Genomic DNA, 23387 nt, shown 5'->3' with positions numbered 1-23387 from the left:
CCACATGAGCAGTCCTTTAAACCAGATTCAGGCCCCCATTGCCGCCGAGATGCAGGAGTTCGAAAAGAAGTTCCGGCAGTCTATGAAGTCTAATGTGCTGCTGCTTGACAAAATCATGGGCTACATTGTCAAGCGCAAGGGCAAGCAGATGCGGCCCATGTTCGTGTTTTTTACGGCCAAACTGGTGCAGGAACAGATTCCAGACGCCACCTACCGCGGGGCGGCCTTGATAGAATTGCTGCACACCGCCACACTGGTGCATGACGACGTGGTGGACGATGCCAATTACCGCCGCGGTTTCTTCTCGGTGAACGCCCTCTGGAAAAACAAGATTGCCGTGCTGGTAGGCGATTACCTGCTTTCCAAAGGCCTACTTCTTTCCTTGAACCACAATGATTTTGAGCTGCTCAAGATTGTGAGCAACGCCGTGCGCGAGATGAGCGAGGGCGAACTCCTGCAGATGGAGAAAGCCCGCCGCATGGATATCACCGAGGCTGTGTATTTTGACATCATCCGGCAGAAAACCGCTTCTCTCATTGCCTCCTGCTGCGCCGTGGGCGTGGCCTCTGTGGGCGCTGATCTGGAGACTATTGAGCGCGCCAGGTTGTTTGGGGAAAAAGTGGGCATTGCCTTCCAGATCAAAGATGATTTATTTGACTACGGCACCGCCGAAATTGGCAAACCCGTGGGCATTGACATCAAAGAGAAGAAAATGACGCTCCCGCTCATTCACGCCCTGCAGCAAGCCGACTGGCTCACCAAGCGCCGCATCATCTACAACGTGAAAAACAACAACGGCAAGTCAGAGAGAATTAACGCGGTCATTGACTTCGTGAAGCAGTCTGGCGGGCTGGAGTATTCCATACAGGTCATGAATTCCTATCACCAGGAAGCGCTGCAACTGCTGCATACGTTCGCGCCCTCGCCGTCCAGAGATTCTTTGGAACAGTTAATACGGTACACCATAGAGCGGGAGAAGTAAAGGGCGTTTTCGGGCTCATTTCTGAAAATGAGGCCAAAAACGGCAAGTGGGGCGGCATGGCCTGAGAAGCAAGTAATTCTAGTGACAACGGTTTATTCTTACCTGGCGCGCCAGACCCATTTAGAAAAAGCCAGTTCAAACTCTATCAGCATGAAGGAAATCATTAAAAATGTACTTAAGCCGCTGGGCGTTCAGATAAAACGATATCCGGATGATGATTTGGCGCGCCGCATGAAGATTCTTAAGGCGTTTCAGGTCAACACCATTCTTGACATTGGTGCCAATTCTGGGCAATACGCCTTAAAAATGCGCGAACTGGGTTTTGAGGGGCAGATTATTTCCTTTGAGCCCTTGCAGCAGGCCTTCAGTACCCTGGAAACGGTTTCTGCCAAAGACCCCCACTGGCAGGTTCATAATTACGCGCTGGGCGAGTCTGACAAGAAATCGGCTATAAATGTGGCGGGCAACTCCTTCAGCAGTTCCATTTTGAACATGATGCCCAAGCATGAGGAAAGCGCGCCCGCTTCTGGCTATGTGGCCAAACAGGAAATTGACATCAAGCGGTTAGACTCTGTTTTTCCTGAGTTGGTGCAACCCAACAGCCGCGTTCTGGCTAAGATTGACACGCAGGGTTACGAGAAAAACGTGCTGGACGGCGCCACCGCCTCCTTGGCCAAGATTGGGGTTTTGCAACTGGAGATGTCACTGGTTTCCTTGTATGAGAATGAATTCCTTTTCAGTGAGATGCTGGCCTACGTGAAAGCGCTGGGGTTTGACCTGTATTCTCTGGAAAATGGCTTCGCCGATGAAACCACCGGCCAGTTGCTGCAGGTAGACGGCGTCTTTGTGCACCAAGATTTACTGAGATAGGTACTGCTCTTTTAAAAAGCGCTCGTTCGGCTTCCGTTTTCGGGCTCATTTCTGAAAATGAGGCCGAAAACGGAAGCGGCCGGTACTTTAGTTTCTGTTAAGTTAATTTTATGCCTGTCATTGAACTGCGGACAGAAATCAAGGTGCCGCGCCCAATAGTCTTTGACCTTTCCAGGAGCATTGACCTGCACCTGCTTTCCACCCAACAAACCCATGAAAAAGCCATAGCGGGCAAAACGCAGGGGCTCATGGGGTTGGGCGAATGGGTCACGTGGCGGGCGAAACACTTCGGGGTGTACCAGCAGCTCACCTCCCACATCACCGAAATGGAGCCTCCGCATTTTTTTGTGGATGAAATGGTGGCCGGTGCCTTCAATCGCTTTAGGCACGAGCATCATTTTCAAGAAAGCCCGTACGGCACGCTCATGGTTGATTTGTTTGATTACACCTCGCCTCTCGGAATGCTAGGAAAACTGGCCGACTTCCTCTTCCTGAAAAAATACATGACCACGTTGTTAGCTGAAAGAAACCGGGTGCTCAAGGAAGTAGCTGAAAGTGATAAATGGAAAGATTTGCTTGTCCGGTAGAAATCTATTTCCCGTTTTGGGGCTCATTTCTGAAAATGAGCCCCAAAACGGAAGCGGCGCAGCTCTCAAAAGAACTGCGCCGCTTCCGTTTCATATGCTTCAGAAACTTTTACTTCTCTGCCAGCAATTCATCCATGGTCTTGTTGAAATCACGCACAAAATCTTCATAATACTTGCCGGTGCCGGGGCCTGAGAAGCCAGTGTGGATTTTGCGCACCTTGCCTTTTTTGTCAATGAAAATGGTGGTGGGGAAGGAAACCACTTTGTCAAGGGCCGGCAAGGATTTGGCCACCAGTTCTTTGTCTTTGGTGCCGGCCACCAGCAAGGGGTATTCCACCTTTAATCGGTTCTGCATCTTCTCAATGCGGGCTTTGGCTTTGTCAAACTCGGGGCTTACCTCGTAGCCCAGGCCAATCACTTCCACGCCGCGGGTTTTGTTTTTAGCGTACCAGGGCGCCAGAAAAGCCGTCTCGTCCATACAATTAGGGCACCAGGACCCGAAAATCTGCACCACCACGGGCTTCCCCTGAAAACGGGCATCAGTTAAAGACACTTGCTGGCCGTTTACATCTGGGAAAGAGAACATGAGGCGGTCATAGCCAGGTTTCAAGTAAGTGAGGGTTTCGGCGGAAGCTAGTTTGAAATCTGGGTTGCGCTTGGCGGTCCAGGTTTCATGGGTGGCCAGGCCGGCGTAAAAATTTCCTTTCAACGTACTGTCGGCCTGGGCCTGGGCGTTAAATAAATATGCATGAGCGCCGTCAAACACAGAAAGGGAGAGGGAGGATCCGGAAACTTCGCCCTGCAGGTAACGGTAATCGCCGGTGGTGGTCAGGAACGTGCCGGTGAGTGCGTTGCCGTTCTGCACAAATTCGCCAATGGCGGGGTAGGTGCTGCCGTCTGCTTTGGTGAACTGAACTTCCCATTTCCCTGAGACATTCACCGCCGGCGCAGTTGGGTTTTCTGAGAAACGCGTGGTTTGGCCGTGTTCGGCGGTGAAGGGCAGGTTGTAGGGTTTCTCCATGTCGCGGCGGGCCCAGCGGCCGGCCAATCGGTTGCCGTCTGCCTTGGCAATTAAGGTGGCGTCAAAAATGTGCATCTCCAGGTGCACGCTGTCCTGGGCGTATGAAATTTCGTTAATCAAAATTCGCTCTTCTCCGTTTACTAAGTAAGCCACCGGCTTGCCTTCCTGCTCAGCCACGGTAAAGTTGAACGGCATGTTTTGGCCAGCCACCTGTATCACCCCGCGCCAGTTGCCCGGTAAAAGGGTTTTATCTTTGGAAGTTTCTGAGGAACAGGCCGTCATGAAAAGAAAAGTGGGTATAAGTAAGGCTGAAAAATAGCGGGTAAGGGCAAATGTTGGTTTCATGGTTCAAAAGTAAGGGACAGCGGTTGAATTACTGCTTTCTGCCGGGCAAAACCTTGAAACCATACGTTGATTTAAAAGTTTGTGTAAAAGTGTTTTGTTTGCGACTTTTGTGCGCGACGTTAAGAGTGTACTAAATAATAATACTAAAGCAAATCTATGGCATTTGATGTAGAAATGATCAAAGAGGTGTACGCCAAATTCGGGGACCGCATCAACGCGGCCCGTCAGGCAGTAGGCCGTCCTTTGACTCAGACCGAGAAAATCCTTTATGCTCACTTGTACAATGGCGCTGCCACTGAGGCGTATGAGCGGGGCAAATCATATGTAGATTTCGCGCCAGACCGCGTGGCCATGCAAGACGCCACCGCCCAGATGGCTTTGTTGCAGTTCATGCAGGCGGGCAGACCAACTGTGGCCGTGCCTTCATCGGTTCATTGTGACCACTTGATTCAGGCCCGCGTAGGTGCTGACCAAGATTTAGCAGATGCCAACACTGAAAACAAAGAGGTTTATGACTTCCTGGCATCGGTGTCTAACAAATACGGCATCGGGTTCTGGAAACCGGGTGCGGGTATCATCCACACCGTGGTATTTGAAAACTACGCCTTCCCGGGCGGCATGATGATCGGTACCGATTCTCACACACCAAACGCGGGTGGTCTGGGTATGATTGCTATTGGCGTGGGCGGTGCAGATGCCGTGGACGTGATGGCCGGCATGGCCTGGGAACTGAAATTCCCGAAAGTGATTGGCGTGAAACTGACCGGCAAAATGAGCGGTTGGACAGCAGCCAAAGACGTGATCTTGAAAGTGGCCGGAATCCTGACCGTGAAAGGCGGAACCGGAGCCATTGTAGAATATTTTGGGGAAGGTGCCCGCAACATCTCTTGTTCGGGTAAATCAACCATCTGTAACATGGGTGCCGAGATTGGTGCTACCACTTCAGTGTTTGCCTATGATCCAACCATGAGCGAGTACCTGCGCGGTACCGAGCGTGGTGAGATTGCCGAAGCCGCTGATGCCGTGGCCGAGCACCTGCGTGCCGATGATGAGGTATATGCCAACCCAGAGGCCTTCTATGACCAGTTAATTGAAATAAACCTTGACGAGTTGGAGCCGCACGTGAACGGTCCGTTCACGCCAGATGCCGCCTGGCCAATCTCTCAGTTTGCCGCTGCCGTGCGTGAGCACAACTGGCCTGCTAAACTGGAAGTTGGTTTGATTGGATCTTGCACCAACTCTTCGTATGAAGACTTAACCCGCGCAGCCTCCTTGGCGAGACAAGCGGTAGAAAAAGGACTGGCCGTTAACGCCGAGTACACCATTACCCCAGGTTCTGAGGTGGTGCGTTTCACTGCTGAGCGCGACGGTATTCTGGAGACGTTCTCTGAAATTGGTGGTGTAGTGCTAGCCAACGCTTGCGGACCTTGTATTGGCCAGTGGGCCCGTCACACCGATGACCCTAAGCGCAAGAACTCCATCATCACCTCGTTCAACCGTAACTTCGCGAAGCGGAACGATGGCAACCCGAACACCCACGCGTTTGTAGCCTCTCCGGAGATTGTGACCGCATTTGCCATTGCCGGTGATTTGACCTTTAACCCATTGACTGACACGCTGACCAACAAAAACGGTGAGCAAGTGATGTTAGATGAGCCAACTGGTATTGCGTTCCCAGTGAACGGTTTTGCCGTGGAGGATGCCGGTTACCAAGCGCCCGCAGAAGACGGTAGCCAAGTGAGCGTAGTGGTATCGCCCACCTCAGACCGTCTGCAATTGCTGGAGCCGTTCAAACAATGGAATGGCCAGGACATGACCGGGCTGCGTCTGTTGATCAAAGCCCAGGGCAAGTGCACTACTGACCATATTTCTATGGCTGGTCCTTGGTTGAAATACCGCGGTCACCTAGATAATATCTCTAATAATATGTTAATTGGCGCGGTCAACGCGTTCAACGGCGAGACCAACAGCGTGAAAAATCACCTGGTGGTAGGCAACGGCTACGCCGAAGTTCCTACCGTGGCCCGTACCTACAAAGCCGCCGGTGTTGGTTCAGTAGTAGTGGGTGACGAAAACTACGGAGAAGGTTCTTCTAGAGAGCACGCCGCCATGGAGCCTCGTCATTTGGGCGTACAAGTGGTGCTGGTGAAATCCTTCGCCCGTATTCATGAGACCAACCTGAAGAAACAAGGCATGCTGGCCCTCACCTTCGCCAACAAAGAAGATTATGACAAAGTGATGGAAGATGACATCATTGACGTAATCGGGTTGACGTCTTTCACGCCGGGTGTTCCATTGCAAGTTCGCCTGACGCACAAAGACGGTTCTACCTACACCTTTGAGGCCAACCATACCTACAACCAAGGTCAGATTGAGTGGTTTAAAGCCGGCTCTGCCCTGAACCTAATCAATTTGCAGCAGGCAGGCGCCTAAGCAACAGGGCTCCAAGCGCAGCACTTCCTTCACTGAAGTTCTACTTATAAAACAGAAAGGGCGACCATTTGGTCGCCCTTTCTGTTTTTGGCTTCGTTTCCAGAAATGAGCCCAAAAACAGAAATGTCATTTAATCCACCCTTCAGCACTCGTACTCTTTACTTTTAATTCCTAATTTTTAATTTATAGTCTGGTTTCCGCTACTATCCCTCAAGCGTAAATGTCTTCGTTATTCAAAAACTGACAGGTAAAAAAACTTCCCGTTTTCGGGCTCATTTCTGGAAATGAGCCCGAAAACGGGAAAGGAAAATAGGATTGGAGGATTACTTCTGCAGAATGAACTTCCGGGTCACTATACCAGTAGGAGTAGAGAGTTTCAGGAAGTAAAGACCAGCCGCCTGGTTCTCCAGCGTTATATTTAAAGTAGCAGTTCCTTGGGTTTGGCCTTGTGCTACAAACTGTCCTTGGCTGTTGACTACTTGCCAACCCACCACGCTTGCCTGCAACCCAACCGGCAGGGTCACCTTGAAGCGGCCGGCACTGGGGTTGGGGTAAAGTTGAAGGCCGTTGGCCAGTAGTTCAGCAGGAGAACTGGTAATAATTCTGGCCGCCTTGAATTGCTGGTATTTGGCCAGTGCCGCCGCCGCTGTTTGTTTAAGAGCCGCCCGCGAAGGCGCCGCCAGGACCGCGAAAGCCACCGTGTCTTGCCCAGCCGGTGCCAATGGTTTAACCGATGAGGAAATCACATAAGATACGTCCAGACCATCGGTGCCACCAACTTTGGTTCGTTGCACACCGCCAGAAAGTGCTTGGTACTTCTCGGCGGGAGTGAAGCCATCAGTTATGGTAATGGTACCTGGTACAATAGTGCTGTTCTCCAAACCGTAAAAGTTGGCGGTACCAGCACTGAGGAGTTGAATAGCGGTCCACACCACCGTGTCAGAAACGGGCCTGATGATGCCCATTTTGTGTTGGCTGTCCCATTCGGTCACGTTTTTGGACGGTTGTACCACGTCCCAGTCGGCATACAGGCCGGCGTAGGTGGTGGGCATGGCGTTTTCGGTGCGGTTGGTCAGAATGTATTCCAGTACCACAAAATCTTCATCTTTAGACGGAGCTTGGGCCCAGGCCAATACATTCTGCTGCACGCGCATGCTCATGGGTTTGCGCACATTCAGGGAATCTTCAAACAGGTTGTTGGCCTCAAACGTGGCAAACGGCGATGTTAATTTGCGCTGCAGCGCCGTGACCGCATAAAAATCTTTGTCAGTGGTGCCTTTCTCGTTCCGGATGTTGTCTGATACCTGAGTGGCAGAATAGCCCAGCATCAGGCCGCCCTCGGCCAACAGGTTGTTGGAGTTACCGTTGTATTTCACGCCTTGGCCCACCCGGTAATTTACACCGTCATAGGCCAGGTTGCCATGGTTAAACACAGAGACAAACAAATCATTGGCATCTGTCACCACAAAATTGGGATTGAGAATTAGTTTTACGTACTGGAAATCTGAATACGTGCCGTCAGTGAACTCAAACCGTATAGCTGCCGCAGCGTTCATAGGTGCATTCTCCTTCACCCGCAAAACAAAGGGCGCCGAAGAATTACTAGCCGAGGCCAACGTCGCCATGCTGCCAATAGTGCGCTGGCCCTGCACCACTTCCAGGTACTCGCTGGTTGACGTGATTTTGACCGTCAGGGAGCTCAACGGTGCCAGGAAATTTTTGAAAGTGGTAAACAGGTTCACCGTAGACCCAGGCATTAACAGAGCATTATTCTCCCATTCCCACGCCGTCGCGCGCGCCGCCTTCGCATTGATTTCAGACAAAGCCCGGTACACGTTCAGTCTGCCTTTGCCCAGTTTTTCAAAATAACTGGCGTTGCCCTCCAGGTGGTAAATATCATCGGCGGTTACCCGCAGGCGCTCACCCACCTGTTGTGCGTTCAAGTCTGGGAAATGGGACCTTACCAAAGCGGCTGCCCCGGCCACCATGGGGCTGGCATAAGAAGAGCCGCCTCCCGTGCCGTAATTACTATCATTAGCATTTCCGGTACTGGTAATATTGATCCCTTGTGCACCTAAGTCAATGTTGTAGCTGTAAGTATTAGAACTATTCTTGACATCTGCTGAAGTTAGGGCGCCTACAGATACCACGTTTAAGTAGGTTGCAGGATAATAATCAAGGTCTGCGTTCTCATTTCCGGCGGCGGCCACCACTACCGCATCTTTGTTCACGGCGGCGTAGGTAATCACATCCTGTTCAAACGCCGATGGGAACCCCACGCTTCCCCAGGAAAGGTTAATGACTTTACACCCTTTGTCAGCGGCATACACAATGGCCTCATACCCGCCAAATGATCCACTGTTGGTAGTAGAGGCAAACACTTTCAAGGGCAGAAACTTGCATTTGTAGCCCACGCCGGCAATCCCTTTTTCATTGTTAACTTCCGCAGACGCAATTCCGGTCACCATGGTGCCATGGCCGTTGACCGCAGTTGGGTTGTTATCATCGTCCGCGAAATCCCAGCCGTAGTAATTGTCTACCAAGCCATCATTGTCATTGTCTATGCCGTCAATTGGGTCTGCGTAGTTGTATTTGATTTGGTCCACCAAGTCTTCATGGCTTAACCGCACGCCGGTGTCCAGGATCCCGATGACTACGTTGGTGTCTCCTTTGCTGATGTCCCAGGCTTTGAAGGCCATGATTTTCTTAAGGTAGTCGCGTTGGGAGCCCGCGGTAGAATCTGCGCGGGGATCATTGGGTTGGTGGAGCGGTTCCCTGAGGTAAAGCGGTTCCACGTATTCCACCTGGTTGGTTTCCAGCAGTTGCTTTTTAACCTGCTCAAAGGTTTGGTTGGCGTTGTACCGCAGTTGGTAGATCAACGAAAGGTCAACGGCCTGGGCTTGCCGGGCCCGGAGGCGGGCGTCTGGCGCAGCGTTCGGGAATTTCTGGACAGCCGGTTGCGGGGCTAGCCGCTGCACCACTTGCTGCACGTTGGCTGGCAGCGCCTTGCGCGCACCAGGCGGCACGGACCCAGGCTTTAATTTAAACACCAGCGTTTGGGGCAAGGTGTTGGGCGTTTTTTGGCCCAAAACTGAAAATGGCGCCAAAACCAACCAGAGAAGTGCCGTGTATACTAAAAAGGAGTAAATTTTTTTCATTGAAGGATGTGTTCTGAATACAAAAATGGTTGCGCGATGAAGGTGCAACAACAATGTCGGTCAATAAATTCTAACAACCGTTAGTAGGTACTTAGATTCTTTAAGATTAGATTTAAGTTTTGTTGACCACCATCATTCTAATACCTTAACAAGATAAGCAATGATTTCAACTGTTTCACAGGAAAACGGGGTTTTGGCCGACTTGAGCCAGCGCCACCAGCCAATAATTGACCGGGCGGTACAGGCCCTGCATGAACGTACTTTTTTTTCCCAATACCCAGAGAATCCGTCACCGGCCATATACGGGGAAACCGCTGATCAAGATGGTCTGGCCAGTTATAAAAAACACCTGGGCCAGCGCTTCACAGAACTGCTCACGCCGGAGTCCGAAGGCTGGGCCGGGCAGGAGGAGTCGCCGTACGAGCAGGAGAAGCTGGGCATCACGTATCCTTATTATTCCACGGAGACTTTGATTACCCGGGCGCAGGCAGCGTTCCATGTGTGGCGCAAGGTATCACCGGCGCAACGGGCGGCGGTGTTGGTAGAAACCCTGGAACGCGTGAAAGCCCGTTTCTTTGAGATTGCGCACGCCACCATGCACACCACCGGGCAGGCATTCATGATGTCTTTTCAAGCTTCAGGGCCGCACGCCGCCGACCGCGCCCTGGAGGCCATTGCCGCCGGGTATGAGGAGCTTACCCGCTTTCCGGAGCAACAGGTGTGGGAGAAACCCATGGGCAAATACAGCCTCAAACTAAACAAAATCTGGACGCCGGTGCCAAAGGGAATTTCCCTGGTAATTGGCTGCTCCACGTTCCCCACCTGGAACACCGTGCCTGGCATGTACGCCAGTTTGGTAACCGGTAACCCCGTGATTGTGAAGCCGCACCCCAAAGGCGTTCTTCCAATTGCCATTTTCATTGCCGAAGTGCAGAAAGTGCTGGCCGAGTACGGATTTGACCCCGCTATCTGTCAGCTGGCCTTGGACCCAGATGATAGATTGATCACCAAAGAACTGGCCGAGCACCCCGCCGTGAAACTGATTGACTACACTGGCGGCTCCACCTTCGGGAATTACCTGGAAGGTTTGTCTGGCAAAACCGTTTTCACAGAGAAAGCCGGTGTAAACCCCATCTTGCTGGATTCTGTGGAAGACCTGGACAAGGTAGTGCAGAACCTGGCTTTCTCGCTTACGCTGTATTCTGGCCAAATGTGTACCGCGCCGCAGAACTTCTTCATTCCGGAAACTGGCGTGAAAGTGGCCGGTGAATTGGTGCCTTATGAAACTGTGGTGCAGAAATTAGCCGAAGCCGTGACCGGTTTGGTCAACAACCCCAAAGCGGGTCCGCATGTGTTGGGCGCCATTCAGAACCCGCTCACGCAGCAACGGGTGAAAGAACTGGGCAGCCTGAACGGCAAAAGCCTGCTGGATACCTGTGAGATTGCCAACCCAGCCTTCAGCAACGCGCGCATCTGTACGCCGGTGCTCTATGAAGTGGCTAGCCGGGACAAAGACGTGTTCAGCCAGGAACTGTTTGGACCAATTGCCCTAGTGATCAAAACCAAAGACACCCACGAGTCAATAAAATTGGCCCAGGAGATGGCCATGGAGCACGGTGCTATTTCCTGCGGTGCCTACACCACAGACCCAGCGTTAAAGGCCGAAATCATGGACCAAATGGGCTTGGCGGGCACTCCCGTGAGCTTTAACCTGACCGGCGGCATTTACGTGAACCAGAACGCGGCGTTCTCAGACTTCCACGTGACCGGCGGAAACCCCGCGGGCAACGCTTCATTCACCAACCCAGAATTCATGGTGAAACGTTTTACGTGGGTAGGTTTCCGGGAACCGGCCGCAGTGTAAAGCAGACCAAAGACTTAGAGTAAAGGCGTTTTCGGGCTCATTTTCAGAAATGAGCCCGAAAACGCCTTTTTTTATAATGGTATAAAATGGATGATGCTGCCTTAAGTCCCGTTTTTTGTAGTCTTCTGATGGGTGACTCCTAGGTGACCACGGTCCGGCAGGAGCTCCTTTCCGGGGCAGCGGCAAGACCAGTTCCATAGATACAAATGCCTCTGCTCCGCTGAAACGGAGGTTACAGACTCCCATTTCGTTTTAATTCTAGAGTCACCTTTAATAAACTATAGAAAGCGAAGGATGAATGATGCTATGGTTTAAATTATAGAAAATCAACAATTAAAAATCATAGTGTAATTTGCAGCACCGTTTTTTTATTCCCTGCGGAAGATATAGGACTGCTTTATTTCCCATAGGGATCTCTCCTGTTTTAGGCCTCATTTCCAGAAATGAGGCCTAAAACAGGAAAGCTGTTCAGTTGCTTTTTTGTTAGATAGGTAGATTAAAAAAAACTGCCGCTTTATTTCTGTGAAGTTGTAGGAAACCTTAACTGCCTTTTTGAAAAAAAGCTGTATTTTAGAAGTGAATTCCTGCTCTTCTGTAATAAATCGGGTTAAAATTTGATTTTTGATTAGAAAGCCAGCGATTTTGATGAAGTTGGTGGGTTTTGGAGCCAACCAGGGCCTAGAGAAAAAATGAGTAAGATGGGTAACTCCCCGGTAGATTCCGCCTTTTCTGCTGCTTCCAACACGGAGCGGGTGGAGTCTTATAGAATATTGTTTGAGAACAACCCATTGGCCATGTGGGTCTTTGACACAGACACCCTGGAGTTTCTCATGGTGAACAATGCCGCCGTAGAGTTATACGGCTATACCCAGGAAGAATTCCTGTGCATGAGCATCAAAGACATTAGGTCTCCGGAACAAGTAGACCAGCTGCTGTCTATGATGGAGATGCCCAGAAACAATCTCAACCAAGTCGGCACCTGGGTGCACCTCAAAAAAGACAAGTCAGAGTTGTATGTGAATGTGGCGTCGCATGTGCTGCCGCCAGAGAACGGCCGCCAGCGCCGCATGGTGGTAGTCAATGACATTTCTGCCCGAATTCTGGCGGAGCGTCAACTCAAGGAGGCAGAAACCCTGGCCCAATCCATCTTGAGCAACATTGCCGAGACGGTCTTCTCCCTTAACGGCAACATGGAGATGATCTATGTGAGCCCGCAATGTCACACAACATTTGGGTACACCCCAGAGCAGCTCTGTACCGACAAGACCCTTTGGTTCAGAATTATTCATCCGGAAGACCGGATTTTGTTTGAGCAGGCCTTGCCGCGCATCAGAACTTCCACAGACCAGTTTCAGATTGAGTGCCGTATGTTCACGCTTTCTGGCGAGATGCGGTGGGCCATTACCCGGTGCACCGCGCAACTGGACCAAAACGGCCGCATGGTGCGCATGGATGGCAGCATCAATGACATCACCCAACGCAAGCTGGCCGAGCAGCGCCTGAGATTCGCTGATTTCTCTTTGGAGCGCGCCTCAGAATCTTTTCTCTGGACGGGACCTGATGCCCAAATATTGCGGGTGAACAAAGCCATCTGCCAGCTTTTGGGTTACTCAGAGCGCGAGATGCTGGACCTTACCCTTTTTCATCTGGCGCCCGTGCTGCAAGGCAAATCCTGGCAAGATATCTGGCAACGTCTGCAGCAGCAGGAGAGCATTACCCTGGAAACCGAACTGCAGCACAAAAACGGGCAGTTGCGCCCAGTGGAAATCCATTTGAACTTCTTTATCTATGAACGGGAGAGCTTCAGTTTCATTTCTTGCCGCGAGATTTCTGAGCGCAAGCAATCTGAGAAAGAGCGCAGCCAGTTGATTGAGGAGACGGTGCGGCAGAATGAACATTTGCAGCAGTTCGCTTATATTGTCTCCCATAACCTGCGGGCGCCGGTGGCCAACATTGTAGGGCTTACCAGCCTGTTCAACCGGCGCAACCCCGGGGACCCCATCAACGCGGCGCTCATTTCCAAACTGGAGAAAACCACCCTTCGGCTGGACACCACCATTAAAGACCTCAATGACATTCTCACCATCAGGAGCCAGACAGACCAGCACCTGGAACTGGTGAACCTGCAGCAAGCCTACCGTGAGGTCTATGACAGTCTTTCCCCCCAACTGGTGACCGCCAATGCCCGGGTTTTCACAGATTTTGGCGAAGGGTCTACCGTGTTGGGCCGCAAAGGGTATGTAGATAGTATTTTTTTGAACCTCATTTCCAATGCTATAAAGTACCGCGCCCCAGAACGTGGTTTGGAAATTCACATAAAAACTTTATTTTCAAACGGCTTTCTGTGTTTGCAGGTGCAGGATAACGGTCTTGGCATTGACCTGGAGAAGCAGGGACAGAAGGTTTTTGGGCTTTACAAGCGGTTTCACCCGCATATTGAGGGCAAGGGCGTTGGCCTGCACATGACCAAAACGCAGGCAGAAGCCTTAGGCGGCAAGGTGGAAATTGAAAGCAGCGTAGACGTAGGCACCACATTCAAAATATTTTTTCAAGCACCAGCAAAGAAATGAGCACGTACCAGAAGGTTTTCTTGATTGATGATGATGAAATCCATAATTTCTTATGCGAGAGCGTGATCCGGAACCAGCAGTTTGCGCAGTCGGTGTCCAGTTTTCTGTGGGCCGAGGAGGCCTTGGAGGCGCTCTCCAGAATTGTGCGGGATGAACCTGCGGCTTTTCCGGAGATTATTTTCCTGGACATCAACATGCCCGGCATGGACGGTTGGGAGTTCATTGAGGAATACCGCAAGCTGCCCCAGGAATTCACCCAGAACTGTCTGTTGTTCGTGCTTTCCTCGGCGGTAGACAAAAACGACATCACCCACGCCCGCAACCTCTCTGAGGTAAGTGATTTCTTCTCCAAACCGCTCACCTCAGACATTCTGCACATCATCTCTGAGCAATACACCGTCTTGTAAATACGCGCTCAGTTTAGGCTCTAAATGGAAAATGGAGGCCAAAAACAGAAGTTCTGTTTTTGGCCTCCATTTTCCATTTAAGCGCAAAAGTAGCCTTAGCGCTACCTCAAAAAAGCATTATCTGAAAACTCAGGAAATTAGTTCTTAATGCAGGCGTGCGGAAAAGAAATGTTAGAAAAGTTTTTTCACACTCTCTGCCAGTTCTTCCACGTGGCGTTTTATCTCGGCCCAGGCGCTGTCAGAAGCTGTTTCTGAGCCGTCCAGTTTCTGTGCGATCAAGGCGCGTTTGGCCTCCAGGGCCGCAATGTGCTCATGGAACGTGTGGTTGGAATCTGCGGTGGTGCCGTTGAGCTTGGCTTGCAGCACTTTGATTTTGGAATCCAGTTCCTCCAGGCTCTTCTTTACTTCCTGGGCGTTGAGGTGGGCCGGGGCCCGCATGTTCTCTGGTTTGAGGTTATACGTATCCATGGGTGTTGGCTGGTTAGTAAGGTCTGTTTTCTTGTAAGTACTTTGCTAGCTAAAAAATGTTCTGCTTTGCTTACATTTGCCTGACCAGGTAAGTGCCGCCACTGGGGCCGCTTGCTGGTTTGCGCCGGCACAGCTTTTTGCATGAAAGACAAGAAAGAGAATCCATCAGAGTCCAGGTTCAGGGCGGCCTTGGCGCAGCCTTCTAAGTTGGTGGCCGGCCTAGATGCCCTGCTGTTCTGGCTTAGCCTGTTGGGTGTTGGGGTGTTTTTGTTTGATATTGGTTTTGAGCATGCTCCGTTCGTGCCCAGGTTGCTGCATTACTTCTACCACGGCTTCTTTTTGGTGGTGTTGGTGAGCCTGGCCCTGCGCACGCTGGCCTTGCTGCGCCTGGGCACAAGACGTCCCTCGCTTATTTTTGAGGGAGTGCTGCTGTGTTTCATGCTGGTGGCGTTGGTGGCGCGGTTCATCATGCAGAACCACCTGACCAGTGCCAGCACGCTGCTGCAGTTTTTTGACAGTGAACAGCTGGTGTACTTCGTGATTTTCTACGTGTTTCTGGTGGAGCTCTCCAAAAAGACGCTTCTGTTCTATAGAACCAGCTTTAACCCGGCCCAGCTGTTCTTGCTCAGCTTCCTTTTCCTAATTTGTATTGGTACGGCTTTGCTTATGTTGCCCCAGGCCACGTACCTGCCCATTTCGTTCATTGATGCGTTTTTCACGTCTACCAGTGCAGTCTGTGTTACTGGCCTGGCTGTAGTAGACACGGCTACGGTGTTCACGCCCACGGGCAAGGTAATCATTCTTATCCTGGTCCAGATTGGGGCCTTGGGCATTATGACCTTTGCCAGTTTCTTCGGAATCTTCTTCCAGGGGTCATCGCTTAAAGGCAGCCTGTTCATGAAAGATTGGCTAAATGAGGACAACCTGGGCCAAATCACTAACACGCTTTTCAAGATTGTCAGCCTTACGGTAGGTATTGAGTTGCTGGGTGCTTTGCTGGTGTATTGGGCCATTGCCCCGGTGCCAGACGCCTTGCTGGTGGACAAGATGAGTTTTGCTATTTTCCATGCGGTCTCTGCTTTCTGTAATGCCGGCTTTTCTACGTTGACCTTAGGGTTATATGACCCTATTCTTCGGTTCAATTACCCGTTGCAGGTAGTTATTTCTTTTTTGGTGATTATGGGCGGTCTGGGATTTCCTATTGTGTTCAACCTTTACCGGTACCTAAGACATTCTGTGATTCGGGGTTATTATAAGGTCACAGGTAAAAAATTCTTGAATCACTCCAGACTTCTTAACGTGAACACCCGACTGGTTTTGGTGACCACCAGCGCCTTGTTGGTGTTTGGCATGGTGGTATATTTTTTATTGGAGTACTCTAACACGCTGGCTGAACACAGCTTGGGCGGGAAAATAGTAGGAGCGTTTTTTGGGTCTGTTACACCGCGTACGGCTGGTTTTAACACGGTAGATATGGCCCAACTGGCGGCCCCCACCATTCTGCTTTATCTGCTTTTGATGTGGGTGGGCGCCTCGCCGGCCTCTGTGGGAGGCGGTATTAAAACCACTACGTTTGCGGTGGCTATCCTGACTATTGTGAACCTGGCCCGCGGCCGCGACCGCGTAGAGGTATACCGCCGCGAGATAGAGAAAGCATCTGTATACAAGGCGTTTACGGTTATGTTCCTTTCTTTGCTGGTCATTGGCGCCTCAGTGTTCCTGATCACCATTTTTGACCCGAAGTTGGAACTGAGTGCCGTGGCATTTGAAAGTTTCTCGGCCTTTGGCACGGTTGGTTTGAGCATGGGCATTACCGGAGACCTGAGTGCGGCCAGCAAATTTGTGTTGATTGTGACTATGTTTCTGGGCCGGGTAGGTACCCTCACCTTGATTATTGGCGTGCTCCAGAAAGTATCTACGCTGCGGTACCGCTATCCGCAGGAAACCATTATTATCACCTAATTTTATAGGCACATGCGCTACATCATCATCGGTTTAGGATATTTTGGGTCATCATTGTCCATGCGGCTCACTGAAATGGGGCATGAAGTTATTGCCGTGGATAAAGACATGCAGAAAGTAGAGCAGTACAAAAACCTGGTCACGCACACGGTCTGTTTAGACGCCAGCGATTTCCAGTCACTGGCCACGCTGCCCACCGCCGACACCGATGTGGTGTTGGTAGGCATTGGCGAAGACTTTGGCGCGTCTGTGATGGCTACGGCCATATTTAAGCAGCTGGGCGTGAAGCGCCTGATGAGCCGGGCCATTTCGCCGCTGCACCAGACCGTGCTGGAGGCTATTGGCGTGGACCAGATCATACGACCAGAACAGGAAAGTGCCGAGCGCCTGGCCAAAAAGCTGGAGATGCGCGGCGTGATTGACTCCTTTGACCTGGCCGAAGGCTACAACATTATTGAGGCCACCGTGCCGGAGCAATACGTGGGCAAAACCATTGCGCAGACAGATTTCAGGGCCCGCTACCAGGTGAACGTGCTCACTATTCTCCGGCAGAAGGAGAAGAAGAACCTTTTCGGGAATACGCATACAACACCATCCGTTTTGGGGGTAGTGAGCGGCGAAACCGTTTTTGAGGCCAATGATATTCTGGTAGTCTTCGGAAAAATACAGGACATTGACCGTCTATTACACGAGCGGTAGGGAAATCCATATCTGAGTTAAATTCCATTGAAATTCCGTTTTGGGGCTCATTTCCAGAAATGAGCCCCAAAACGGAATTCTCGTTTATGCCTGTTTCATTTCAAATTCTGAGCCTGATGATAATAAGATGGCTCCAGATTTTATTGGAAACAATTCTACTCTTTTCCTGAGTTTAAAATCAAAATTGGTTTCGTTATAAATGTCTTGTGCTATAAATGGTGTGATTTAAACCAGTTTGATTTATGTTAAATAAAAGGCTGTTTGTAAACCCCATATTGTCTGCAAAATTGTAATTCTTAAATAAATACTAGAATAAAAGAGGAATAATTCATTTTATTAAGTTTTTATAGTAACACTATACAATTGGTTTTCTATTTTTGGTGAAGCGCATGCTAACTAGGCAAAAACTAAAATAGGAAATTAAGGTGATAGATGTCCGGCAGCATCAGATACTGGGGGTAGTGTTCGAGACTTCGTCAGATTTGATTTGTACCATTGGGCTGAAAGGCGAGTTGCAGCAGATTGGGACAACCATGGCACAGCGCCTGGGTTATACCAAGGTAGAACTCAGCTTAGGACACCTTTCTGACCTGGTAGTGCCTGCCCAAAAGATGGAGGTTTGTCTGTTGCTGACAAACGCCAGCCAAAAGTCAGAACCAATTTCCGCAGACCTTTCTTTCATAACCAAACAAGGCCAACCGGTTGCTGTACATTTTACCCTGGAAAAACTCTCTGGAGAGGCGGGGTATTTTTGCCTGGGCAAGGTAGCAGACTCCAGTGACCTGCATCCGGCGCAGTTGCCCAACGCCTGGCACCAAGCCCTCATAGAAAACGGCTCAGATTTGCTGGCTGTGTTAGACGCCCAGGGCTACTTCCTGTATTCTGGCGGGGGCACCCAAAAATTGCTGGGCTATGCTCCCCATGAAGTGATAGGAAGTCATGTGCTGGAATATATTCACCCAGAAGATTTGGCGCTGGCCCAAAACCACTTGTTGGAAGTTATGGAGCGCCGCCAGATTTTCATACCAGAGGTTCGGTTCAAAAGCAAAAACGGTGACTGGAAATGGGTGGAGACCCTTGGCGTCAATCATCTGCAGACGCCCGGGGTGCTGGGCATCGTCTTGAACTCCCGCGAAATCACTGAACGGCGTAGCAGCTCATTTAAGCTAGAGGAAACTGAACGGCGGTTCCAGGCGCTGTTTGAGAACAACCCAGACGTCATCATCATTGAAAAGGAAGACGGTACTATTTTAGACGCAAACCCCTCCTTCTTGCAGGTTTTTGGGCTGGCTTCCAAAGCAGAGGTGATAGGCCAGCACGTGTCTGCGTACCTGCCTGCCTCTGTGGTGCCGCTGTGCCTGGCGAAACTTCAGGAGGCCTTCACCGGCAAAACAGTTAACTATGAGATCGCCATCCCCAACAAGACAGGGGAACAAGTGCTGCACATCACCAAAATTCCGGTGGTTATAGAGGGCAAGGTGTCTGCCGTACATACCATGGTCAAAGACATCACCGAGGCAGTGGTGGCGCAGCGGATTATTAACCAGCAGACCGAAAAGCTCCGGAATGTGCTGGAAAGCATTACAGACGCGTATTTTCTGCTGGACGCGAAAGGGAATTACCTGTTCATCAACAAAGAATGCGACCGCATGCTGGGCCTTAACCGAGAGGAGAGATTGGGTCAGAATCTGTGGGAAGCCTACCCGGAGGCAGTAGGCGGCCAGTTTTGGGAGAATTACCACCAGGCAGTCAACACGGGCGCGGCTGGGTACTTTGAGGAATATTATCCACCGCAAAAGAAATGGTTAGGGGTTAAGATGTTCCCGTCTACTGATGGTTTGTCTGTGTACTTCACAGATGTGTCTGAGCGCGTGGCCGCCCAGCAGGAACTGGAGAAACTCTCTCTGGTGGCCAGTAAAACCACCAACGGCGTGGTCATCACAGACAGTAATGGCTACACAGAATGGGTGAATGAAGGGTTTACCAGAATGACGGGCTACACGCTGGAAGACCTGACCGGCCAGAAACCGGGCAAGCTCTTGCAAGGCGAGGACACCAACCCAGAAACCGTTGCGGTCATCAGAGAAAAGCTGGCACAAGCCATTCCGTTCAACGCCACCTTGGTGAATTACCGGAAAAACGGCGAACGGTTCTGGGTGTCTATGGACATTGCGCCCATCTTTCATGAAAACGGCAAAATCACGCGCTTCATCGCCATTCAGAAAGACATCACCCTCCGGAAGGAAAACGAGCAGCGCCAGCTGGAGATGACCAAAGACCTCTACCTCCAGAACCGGGACCTGCAGCAGTTCACGTACATTGTGTCACACAACCTAAGGGCGCCGGTGGCCAACGCCATGGGCCTGGCAGATCTGCTCACCAAGATTGACAAGGACTCAGTGAATTTTGATGTCTCCTTGGCCAACCTCAAGAAAAGCGTGTTTAAACTAGACACCGTGCTGCGTGACCTCAACATGATTCTCTCCATTAGAGACAACCGCGAGGTGCTGGAAAAGGAAACCGTAGACCTGGCCGATGTCTGTAAGCAGGCGCTGCTCAATTATGAGGAAGCCTTGGCGCAGTGCCAGGGGCAGGTGGAGTATGACATTCAGCCGGGCATCAGTTTGTATGCCAACCGGGCCTACCTGTACAGCATTTTCTACAACTTGTTCTCCAACGCCATTAAATACCGGCAAGAATCAGAACAGCTGAAAATTAAGATCAGGGTCTTCGGGACGACGGAGCACGGCACGGTCATCACGTTCAGTGACAACGGCACCGGCTTTGACATGAAAAAGGCCGGGCCAGACGTGTTCAGGCTGTACAAGCGGTTCCATAGAAACAAAAAGGGCCGGGGCATTGGCCTGTTCCTGGTGAAAACCCACGTAGAAACCATGAACGGCAGAATTGAAGTGAGCAGTTCGCCTAACAAAGGCGCCCATTTCATCATCTACCTTAAGTAAACCGAAGAAAAAAGAGCACGGTTTCCGTTTTTGGGCTCCATTCTGGAAATGAGTCCGAAAACGGAACGTTAAGAAAAGCGCGTTTAGTTGCCCAGCGGGAAGGTGAGGAAAAAAGTGCTGCCTTGGTTCTCCACGCTTTCAAACCAGATTCTGCCTCCTTGTATCTCCACCAGCTCTTTCACAATGGAAAGCCCGATGCCTGTGGACTTTTCGCCCTTGAGCCCGGGCCTTGAGGCGCGGCTGTGTTTCTCAAAGATATAGGGCTGCAATTCCGCCGGAATCCCGATGCCGTTGTCCTGGTGCGTGATTCGGCAGTGGCCATTTATTTCTTCCACCGTAATGTGAATCTGGCCTTGGGCTGGGGTGAACTTGATGGAATTGGAGATGAGGTTGTTGATGATCTGCATGAATTTGACTTCATCCAGGGTCACAGCCACCGTGCCGGCTTCGGGCGTTAAGTGCAGGGCCGTGTCAATGTTGGGGGCCAGCCGGTAATTCTCCATCACGTCCCGCACTTTCTCCACGGCGTTGAAACGTTCCTTTTTCACCAACACCAACGGTGATTTCAAGTGTTCATCGCTCAAAACAGATGAAATTAAATCAGAGCTGTCTTTGTAGGCACGCTGAATGAGGGCGGTGTAGGTACTGAGTTCATCATAGAGTTTCTCCTGCACGTCATGCGCCATGAGCGCGGCAATGTTGTTCATCACAGACATGGGGCCTTGCAGGTCATGGGCCACAATCTCCAGCGCGCTGTTTTTCTTATGGGCGAATTCTTTCAGGTAGATTTCCTGCTGGGTTTGCACGGAGGTGTCTTCGGCCATGCCGGTCAGGGCGAAAAGTTGGCCAGCTTCATCTGTTACCGGGTAGGCGTCTATCTTAATGGTTCTCAGCTGGTTTTGTGGCGCCTGCAGCCGAAGGGTGAGGTGTTCCTGCCGCTCACCGGCTAGGAGCAGGTTAAACTTGCTGAAGGCTACCTCAAGATCTGTAGGGTGAACCAAGGCCGCCAACCTATTGGGGTAATTCTGGATTTCTTCTAAAGCCAGGCCGCTTATCTGGGCTGCGGATTGGTTTAAGTATGAGAACCGTTTTTCTTGCACCAGATAAAAGAAAAATGCTTTATCGCTGTTTTTGCCAATCTGCTCAATGATACGTAAGTCCATGGCCATCTTAACTGTGAAAATCCTTAATTACAAGTTGATTGTACGTACTCTCTCTTGCCAGATTTTGTTGGCTTGGCTTTGTTGCCTTGCATAGAAAATGGTTTCCAGGCTATTCTGAGAAGGCATTCCTGTTTTCGGGCTCATTTCTGGAAATGAGCCCGAAAACAGGAATGCTGCCTGAAAGAAAGCCGATGCCATAAATAGAAAGTGCCCAACAGGAAATCCTCCGTTGGGCACTTTCTTTTGCTGGGCAAGGTGGTATTAATCTCTTTTAGAGTCGCGTTTTTGCTGTTTTTCGGCGCGTTTTTCTTTTAAGTTTTTAGCGGGTTCCTTTTTGCCTTTTTCTTTGGAGGGCGATTTTCCTTTTGCCATAACACAAGTGGTTTAATGGTTCATGTTGCCCCAATGTACGCAAAATCTGCAGGTTTGAATGCAGCGCGCCAGGTTCTTTCCGTTTTTGGCCTCATTTCAGGAAATGAGGCCAAAAACGGAAGGCCAAACGGTGCTCCACTTTATGTTAAGGCTGCAGTTGGAATTGAAGCAGGAAACAGGTGCCCGGCTCATCTTGCGGCGTGTCAATGATTTGGATGGTGCCGTGCATGCGCTCCGTGAGCGACTTTACGGTGGCGAGGCCAACGCCCACACTGCCGTCGGCCAGTTCTGCCTTGGTGCCCAGCGTCTCAAACAGATGAAACACTTTTTCGCGGTACGCCAGCGGTATGCCGGGCCCATTGTCTGTCACCGCCAATGAGAAGCCATGCGCCTGTGGCTGGAAATCCACGCTGAGCCGGCCTTGGACTTTGTCATTGTACTTGATGGCGTTGGCAATGAGGTTCTGCAGAATCTGGTACAACCCTATTCTAAACGTGGTGACCGTGGGGTGGTCTTTGGGGTAAGTGGCCGTAAAATGACTGGGAAGGCCGCAATGGTCCAGCACTTCCTCCAGCAAAACCGTGAGATCCACTTCCTCTGAGAACGACACCCTGATAGACGAAGCCCGTGAGTATTGCAAGATGCCATCAATCAAGTTATGCAGCTGCAAAGACCGGGAATGGATCAAGGAAAGGTAATGGGCACCTTCCTGGTTTAAGTTGGCGGCGTGCTCTTCCAGAAGCCACTCAGACAGGTTGGTGATGCCGCGCAAAGGCGTCTTCAAATCATGCGACACTCTGTAAGAAAACTCAGACAAGTTGCGGTTGATGATGCTGAACTCGCGGTTGTAATGTTCCAACTCGCGGTTTTTCTTGCGGAGCTCCAATTGCCCCACAACTTGGTTGGCTAGGGCCTGCAACGCCTCAATCTGTGCCTGGGAAATCTGCTTGGGTTGGTGGTCAATGACGCAGAGCGTGCCCAGTGAATACCCGTCCGGCGAATTCAAGGGAATGCCGGCGTAGAAAATCACGCGCGGTCCGCCCACCACCAACGGGTTGTCATGAAAACGGACATCAAGGGTAGCATCTGGCACTATAAACGCTTCATGGGGCGTGTTGATGGTGTGCGCGCAGAAGGCCAGGTCGCGTTTGGTTTCCTTCACCGCCAGCCCGAAGGCAGATTTGAACCATTGCCGCTCCGTGTCAACCAGCGTGATCAACGAGATGGGCGTGCCGCAGACCGTGGAGGCTATTTTGGTGAGTTCATCAAAGTCTTTCTCAGGCAGCGTGTCCAGCACTTTATAGCTATGCAAGGCGTCTAACCGCTGGGCTTCATTGTCAGGGATCTGGGGAAATTGCATGGCACGTGTTTTACTGGTGATGTTTGAGATGGCAAGGTGGGGGAGCAGTACAAATATATGGGGTTTTTTCGGTTAGCCCTGTACCTCACCGTTTTGGAGAGAAAAACCTGACTTTTCTAAAATTTTTACCCTTTAAAAGTGGCTTTTGGGCAACAGAATAGCG

Annotated in this window: 15 protein-coding genes; 10 read left to right on the top strand and 5 right to left on the bottom strand. The window is 50.9% G+C overall.

Features of this window, described 5'->3' with window-relative positions:
• The first annotated feature begins 4 nt into the window (after positions 1–4).
• From IMY23_RS06730 to IMY23_RS06720, 3 genes are all read left to right on the top strand, one after another.
• Complete coding sequence (locus IMY23_RS06730; RefSeq protein WP_192821346.1) at positions 5–982, top strand: polyprenyl synthetase family protein; 978 nt, start codon at positions 5–7, stop codon at positions 980–982.
• 150 nt (positions 983–1132) lie between these two features.
• Complete coding sequence (locus IMY23_RS06725) at positions 1133–1852, top strand: FkbM family methyltransferase (protein WP_192821345.1); 720 nt, start codon at positions 1133–1135, stop codon at positions 1850–1852.
• A gap of 110 nt (positions 1853–1962) precedes the next feature.
• Positions 1963–2439 carry an SRPBCC family protein gene (locus IMY23_RS06720; protein ID WP_192821344.1) on the top strand — a complete coding sequence of 159 codons (477 nt, stop codon included), beginning with the start codon at positions 1963–1965 and terminating at the stop codon, positions 2437–2439.
• A 109-nt stretch (positions 2440–2548) separates the two neighbouring features.
• Here IMY23_RS06720 and IMY23_RS06715 read toward each other — a convergent pair whose 3' ends face one another.
• The gene (locus IMY23_RS06715; protein WP_225986433.1) at positions 2549–3805 is read right to left on the bottom strand and encodes a peroxiredoxin; all 1257 of its coding nucleotides are present in this window, start codon (positions 3803–3805) and stop codon (positions 2549–2551) included.
• A 156-nt stretch (positions 3806–3961) separates the two neighbouring features.
• Here IMY23_RS06715 and IMY23_RS06710 point away from each other — a divergent pair, with 156 nt between their 5' ends.
• Positions 3962–6238, top strand: coding sequence for an aconitate hydratase (locus tag IMY23_RS06710; RefSeq protein WP_192821343.1), 2277 nt, complete (start codon positions 3962–3964; stop codon positions 6236–6238).
• Between the two features lie 323 nt (positions 6239–6561).
• Here the strand turns inward: IMY23_RS06710 and IMY23_RS06705 are convergent, their stop codons facing one another.
• A complete protein-coding gene (locus IMY23_RS06705) occupies positions 6562–9396 on the bottom strand; it encodes a S8 family peptidase (protein ID WP_192821342.1) in 2835 nt (944 codons plus the stop codon).
• A gap of 160 nt (positions 9397–9556) precedes the next feature.
• Between IMY23_RS06705 and paaN the strand changes: the two genes are divergently transcribed.
• The 3 genes from paaN (at position 9557) to IMY23_RS06690 (ending at position 14237) form a co-directional block, all read left to right on the top strand.
• Positions 9557–11260 (top strand): phenylacetic acid degradation protein PaaN, encoded by a 1704-nt coding sequence (gene paaN / locus IMY23_RS06700; RefSeq protein WP_192821341.1) that lies wholly within the window; start codon positions 9557–9559, stop codon positions 11258–11260.
• 689 nt (positions 11261–11949) lie between these two features.
• A complete protein-coding gene (locus tag IMY23_RS06695) occupies positions 11950–13830 on the top strand; it encodes a PAS domain S-box protein (RefSeq protein ID WP_192821340.1) in 1881 nt (626 codons plus the stop codon).
• The gene (locus tag IMY23_RS06690) at positions 13827–14237 is read left to right on the top strand and encodes a two-component system response regulator (protein ID WP_192821339.1); all 411 of its coding nucleotides are present in this window, start codon (positions 13827–13829) and stop codon (positions 14235–14237) included. Before IMY23_RS06695 ends, IMY23_RS06690 begins: the two co-directional genes overlap by 4 nt.
• A 171-nt stretch (positions 14238–14408) precedes the next feature.
• On the opposite strand, the gene IMY23_RS06685 is transcribed toward IMY23_RS06690, so the two are convergent.
• On the bottom strand, positions 14409–14705 hold the full coding sequence (locus IMY23_RS06685; protein ID WP_225986432.1) for a hypothetical protein: 297 nt from the start codon (positions 14703–14705) through the stop codon (positions 14409–14411).
• 141 nt (positions 14706–14846) lie between these two features.
• On the opposite strand from IMY23_RS06685, the gene IMY23_RS06680 reads away from it, so the two are divergent.
• The 3 genes from IMY23_RS06680 to IMY23_RS06670 all read left to right on the top strand — a co-directional run bounded on the left by IMY23_RS06680 (position 14847) and on the right by IMY23_RS06670 (position 20329).
• Positions 14847–16667, top strand: coding sequence for a TrkH family potassium uptake protein (locus IMY23_RS06680; RefSeq protein WP_192821338.1), 1821 nt, complete (start codon positions 14847–14849; stop codon positions 16665–16667).
• Positions 16668–16679: 12 nt separating this feature from the next.
• The gene (locus IMY23_RS06675) at positions 16680–17366 is read left to right on the top strand and encodes a TrkA family potassium uptake protein (RefSeq protein ID WP_192821337.1); all 687 of its coding nucleotides are present in this window, start codon (positions 16680–16682) and stop codon (positions 17364–17366) included.
• A 425-nt stretch (positions 17367–17791) separates the two neighbouring features.
• Positions 17792–20329, top strand: coding sequence for a PAS domain S-box protein (locus IMY23_RS06670; RefSeq protein ID WP_192821336.1), 2538 nt, complete (start codon positions 17792–17794; stop codon positions 20327–20329).
• Positions 20330–20412: 83 nt separating this feature from the next.
• Here IMY23_RS06670 and IMY23_RS06665 read toward each other — a convergent pair whose 3' ends face one another.
• A complete protein-coding gene (locus tag IMY23_RS06665; RefSeq protein WP_192821335.1) occupies positions 20413–21492 on the bottom strand; it encodes a sensor histidine kinase in 1080 nt (359 codons plus the stop codon).
• 517 nt (positions 21493–22009) lie between these two features.
• Positions 22010–23224 (bottom strand): GAF domain-containing sensor histidine kinase, encoded by a 1215-nt coding sequence (locus tag IMY23_RS06660; RefSeq protein ID WP_192821334.1) that lies wholly within the window; start codon positions 23222–23224, stop codon positions 22010–22012.
• Between the last annotated feature and the right edge of the window lie 163 nt (positions 23225–23387).

It is taken from the genome of Rufibacter sp. LB8 (genome assembly GCF_014876185.1).
GTDB lineage: Bacteria > Bacteroidota > Bacteroidia > Cytophagales > Hymenobacteraceae > Nibribacter.
Note: the sequence above shows the minus strand (reverse complement) of the source record. Positions and strands in the feature narration are given on the sequence as shown.

Coding starts and splice junctions, on each gene's coding strand:
- IMY23_RS06725 (WP_192821345.1), top strand. CDS start 1,133: ATGAAGGAAATCATTAAAAATGTACTTAAGCCGCTGGGCGTTCAGATA.
- IMY23_RS06710 (WP_192821343.1), top strand. CDS start 3,962: ATGGCATTTGATGTAGAAATGATCAAAGAGGTGTACGCCAAATTCGGG.
- IMY23_RS06730 (WP_192821346.1), top strand. CDS start 5: ATGAGCAGTCCTTTAAACCAGATTCAGGCCCCCATTGCCGCCGAGATG.
- IMY23_RS06720 (WP_192821344.1), top strand. CDS start 1,963: ATGCCTGTCATTGAACTGCGGACAGAAATCAAGGTGCCGCGCCCAATA.
- IMY23_RS06715 (WP_225986433.1), bottom strand. CDS start 3,805: ATGAAACCAACATTTGCCCTTACCCGCTATTTTTCAGCCTTACTTATA.
- IMY23_RS06665 (WP_192821335.1), bottom strand. CDS start 21,492: ATGGACTTACGTATCATTGAGCAGATTGGCAAAAACAGCGATAAAGCA.
- IMY23_RS06680 (WP_192821338.1), top strand. CDS start 14,847: ATGAAAGACAAGAAAGAGAATCCATCAGAGTCCAGGTTCAGGGCGGCC.
- IMY23_RS06675 (WP_192821337.1), top strand. CDS start 16,680: ATGCGCTACATCATCATCGGTTTAGGATATTTTGGGTCATCATTGTCC.
- IMY23_RS06660 (WP_192821334.1), bottom strand. CDS start 23,224: ATGCAATTTCCCCAGATCCCTGACAATGAAGCCCAGCGGTTAGACGCC.
- IMY23_RS06685 (WP_225986432.1), bottom strand. CDS start 14,705: ATGGATACGTATAACCTCAAACCAGAGAACATGCGGGCCCCGGCCCAC.
- IMY23_RS06690 (WP_192821339.1), top strand. CDS start 13,827: ATGAGCACGTACCAGAAGGTTTTCTTGATTGATGATGATGAAATCCAT.
- IMY23_RS06705 (WP_192821342.1), bottom strand. CDS start 9,396: ATGAAAAAAATTTACTCCTTTTTAGTATACACGGCACTTCTCTGGTTG.
- paaN (WP_192821341.1), top strand. CDS start 9,557: ATGATTTCAACTGTTTCACAGGAAAACGGGGTTTTGGCCGACTTGAGC.
- IMY23_RS06695 (WP_192821340.1), top strand. CDS start 11,950: ATGAGTAAGATGGGTAACTCCCCGGTAGATTCCGCCTTTTCTGCTGCT.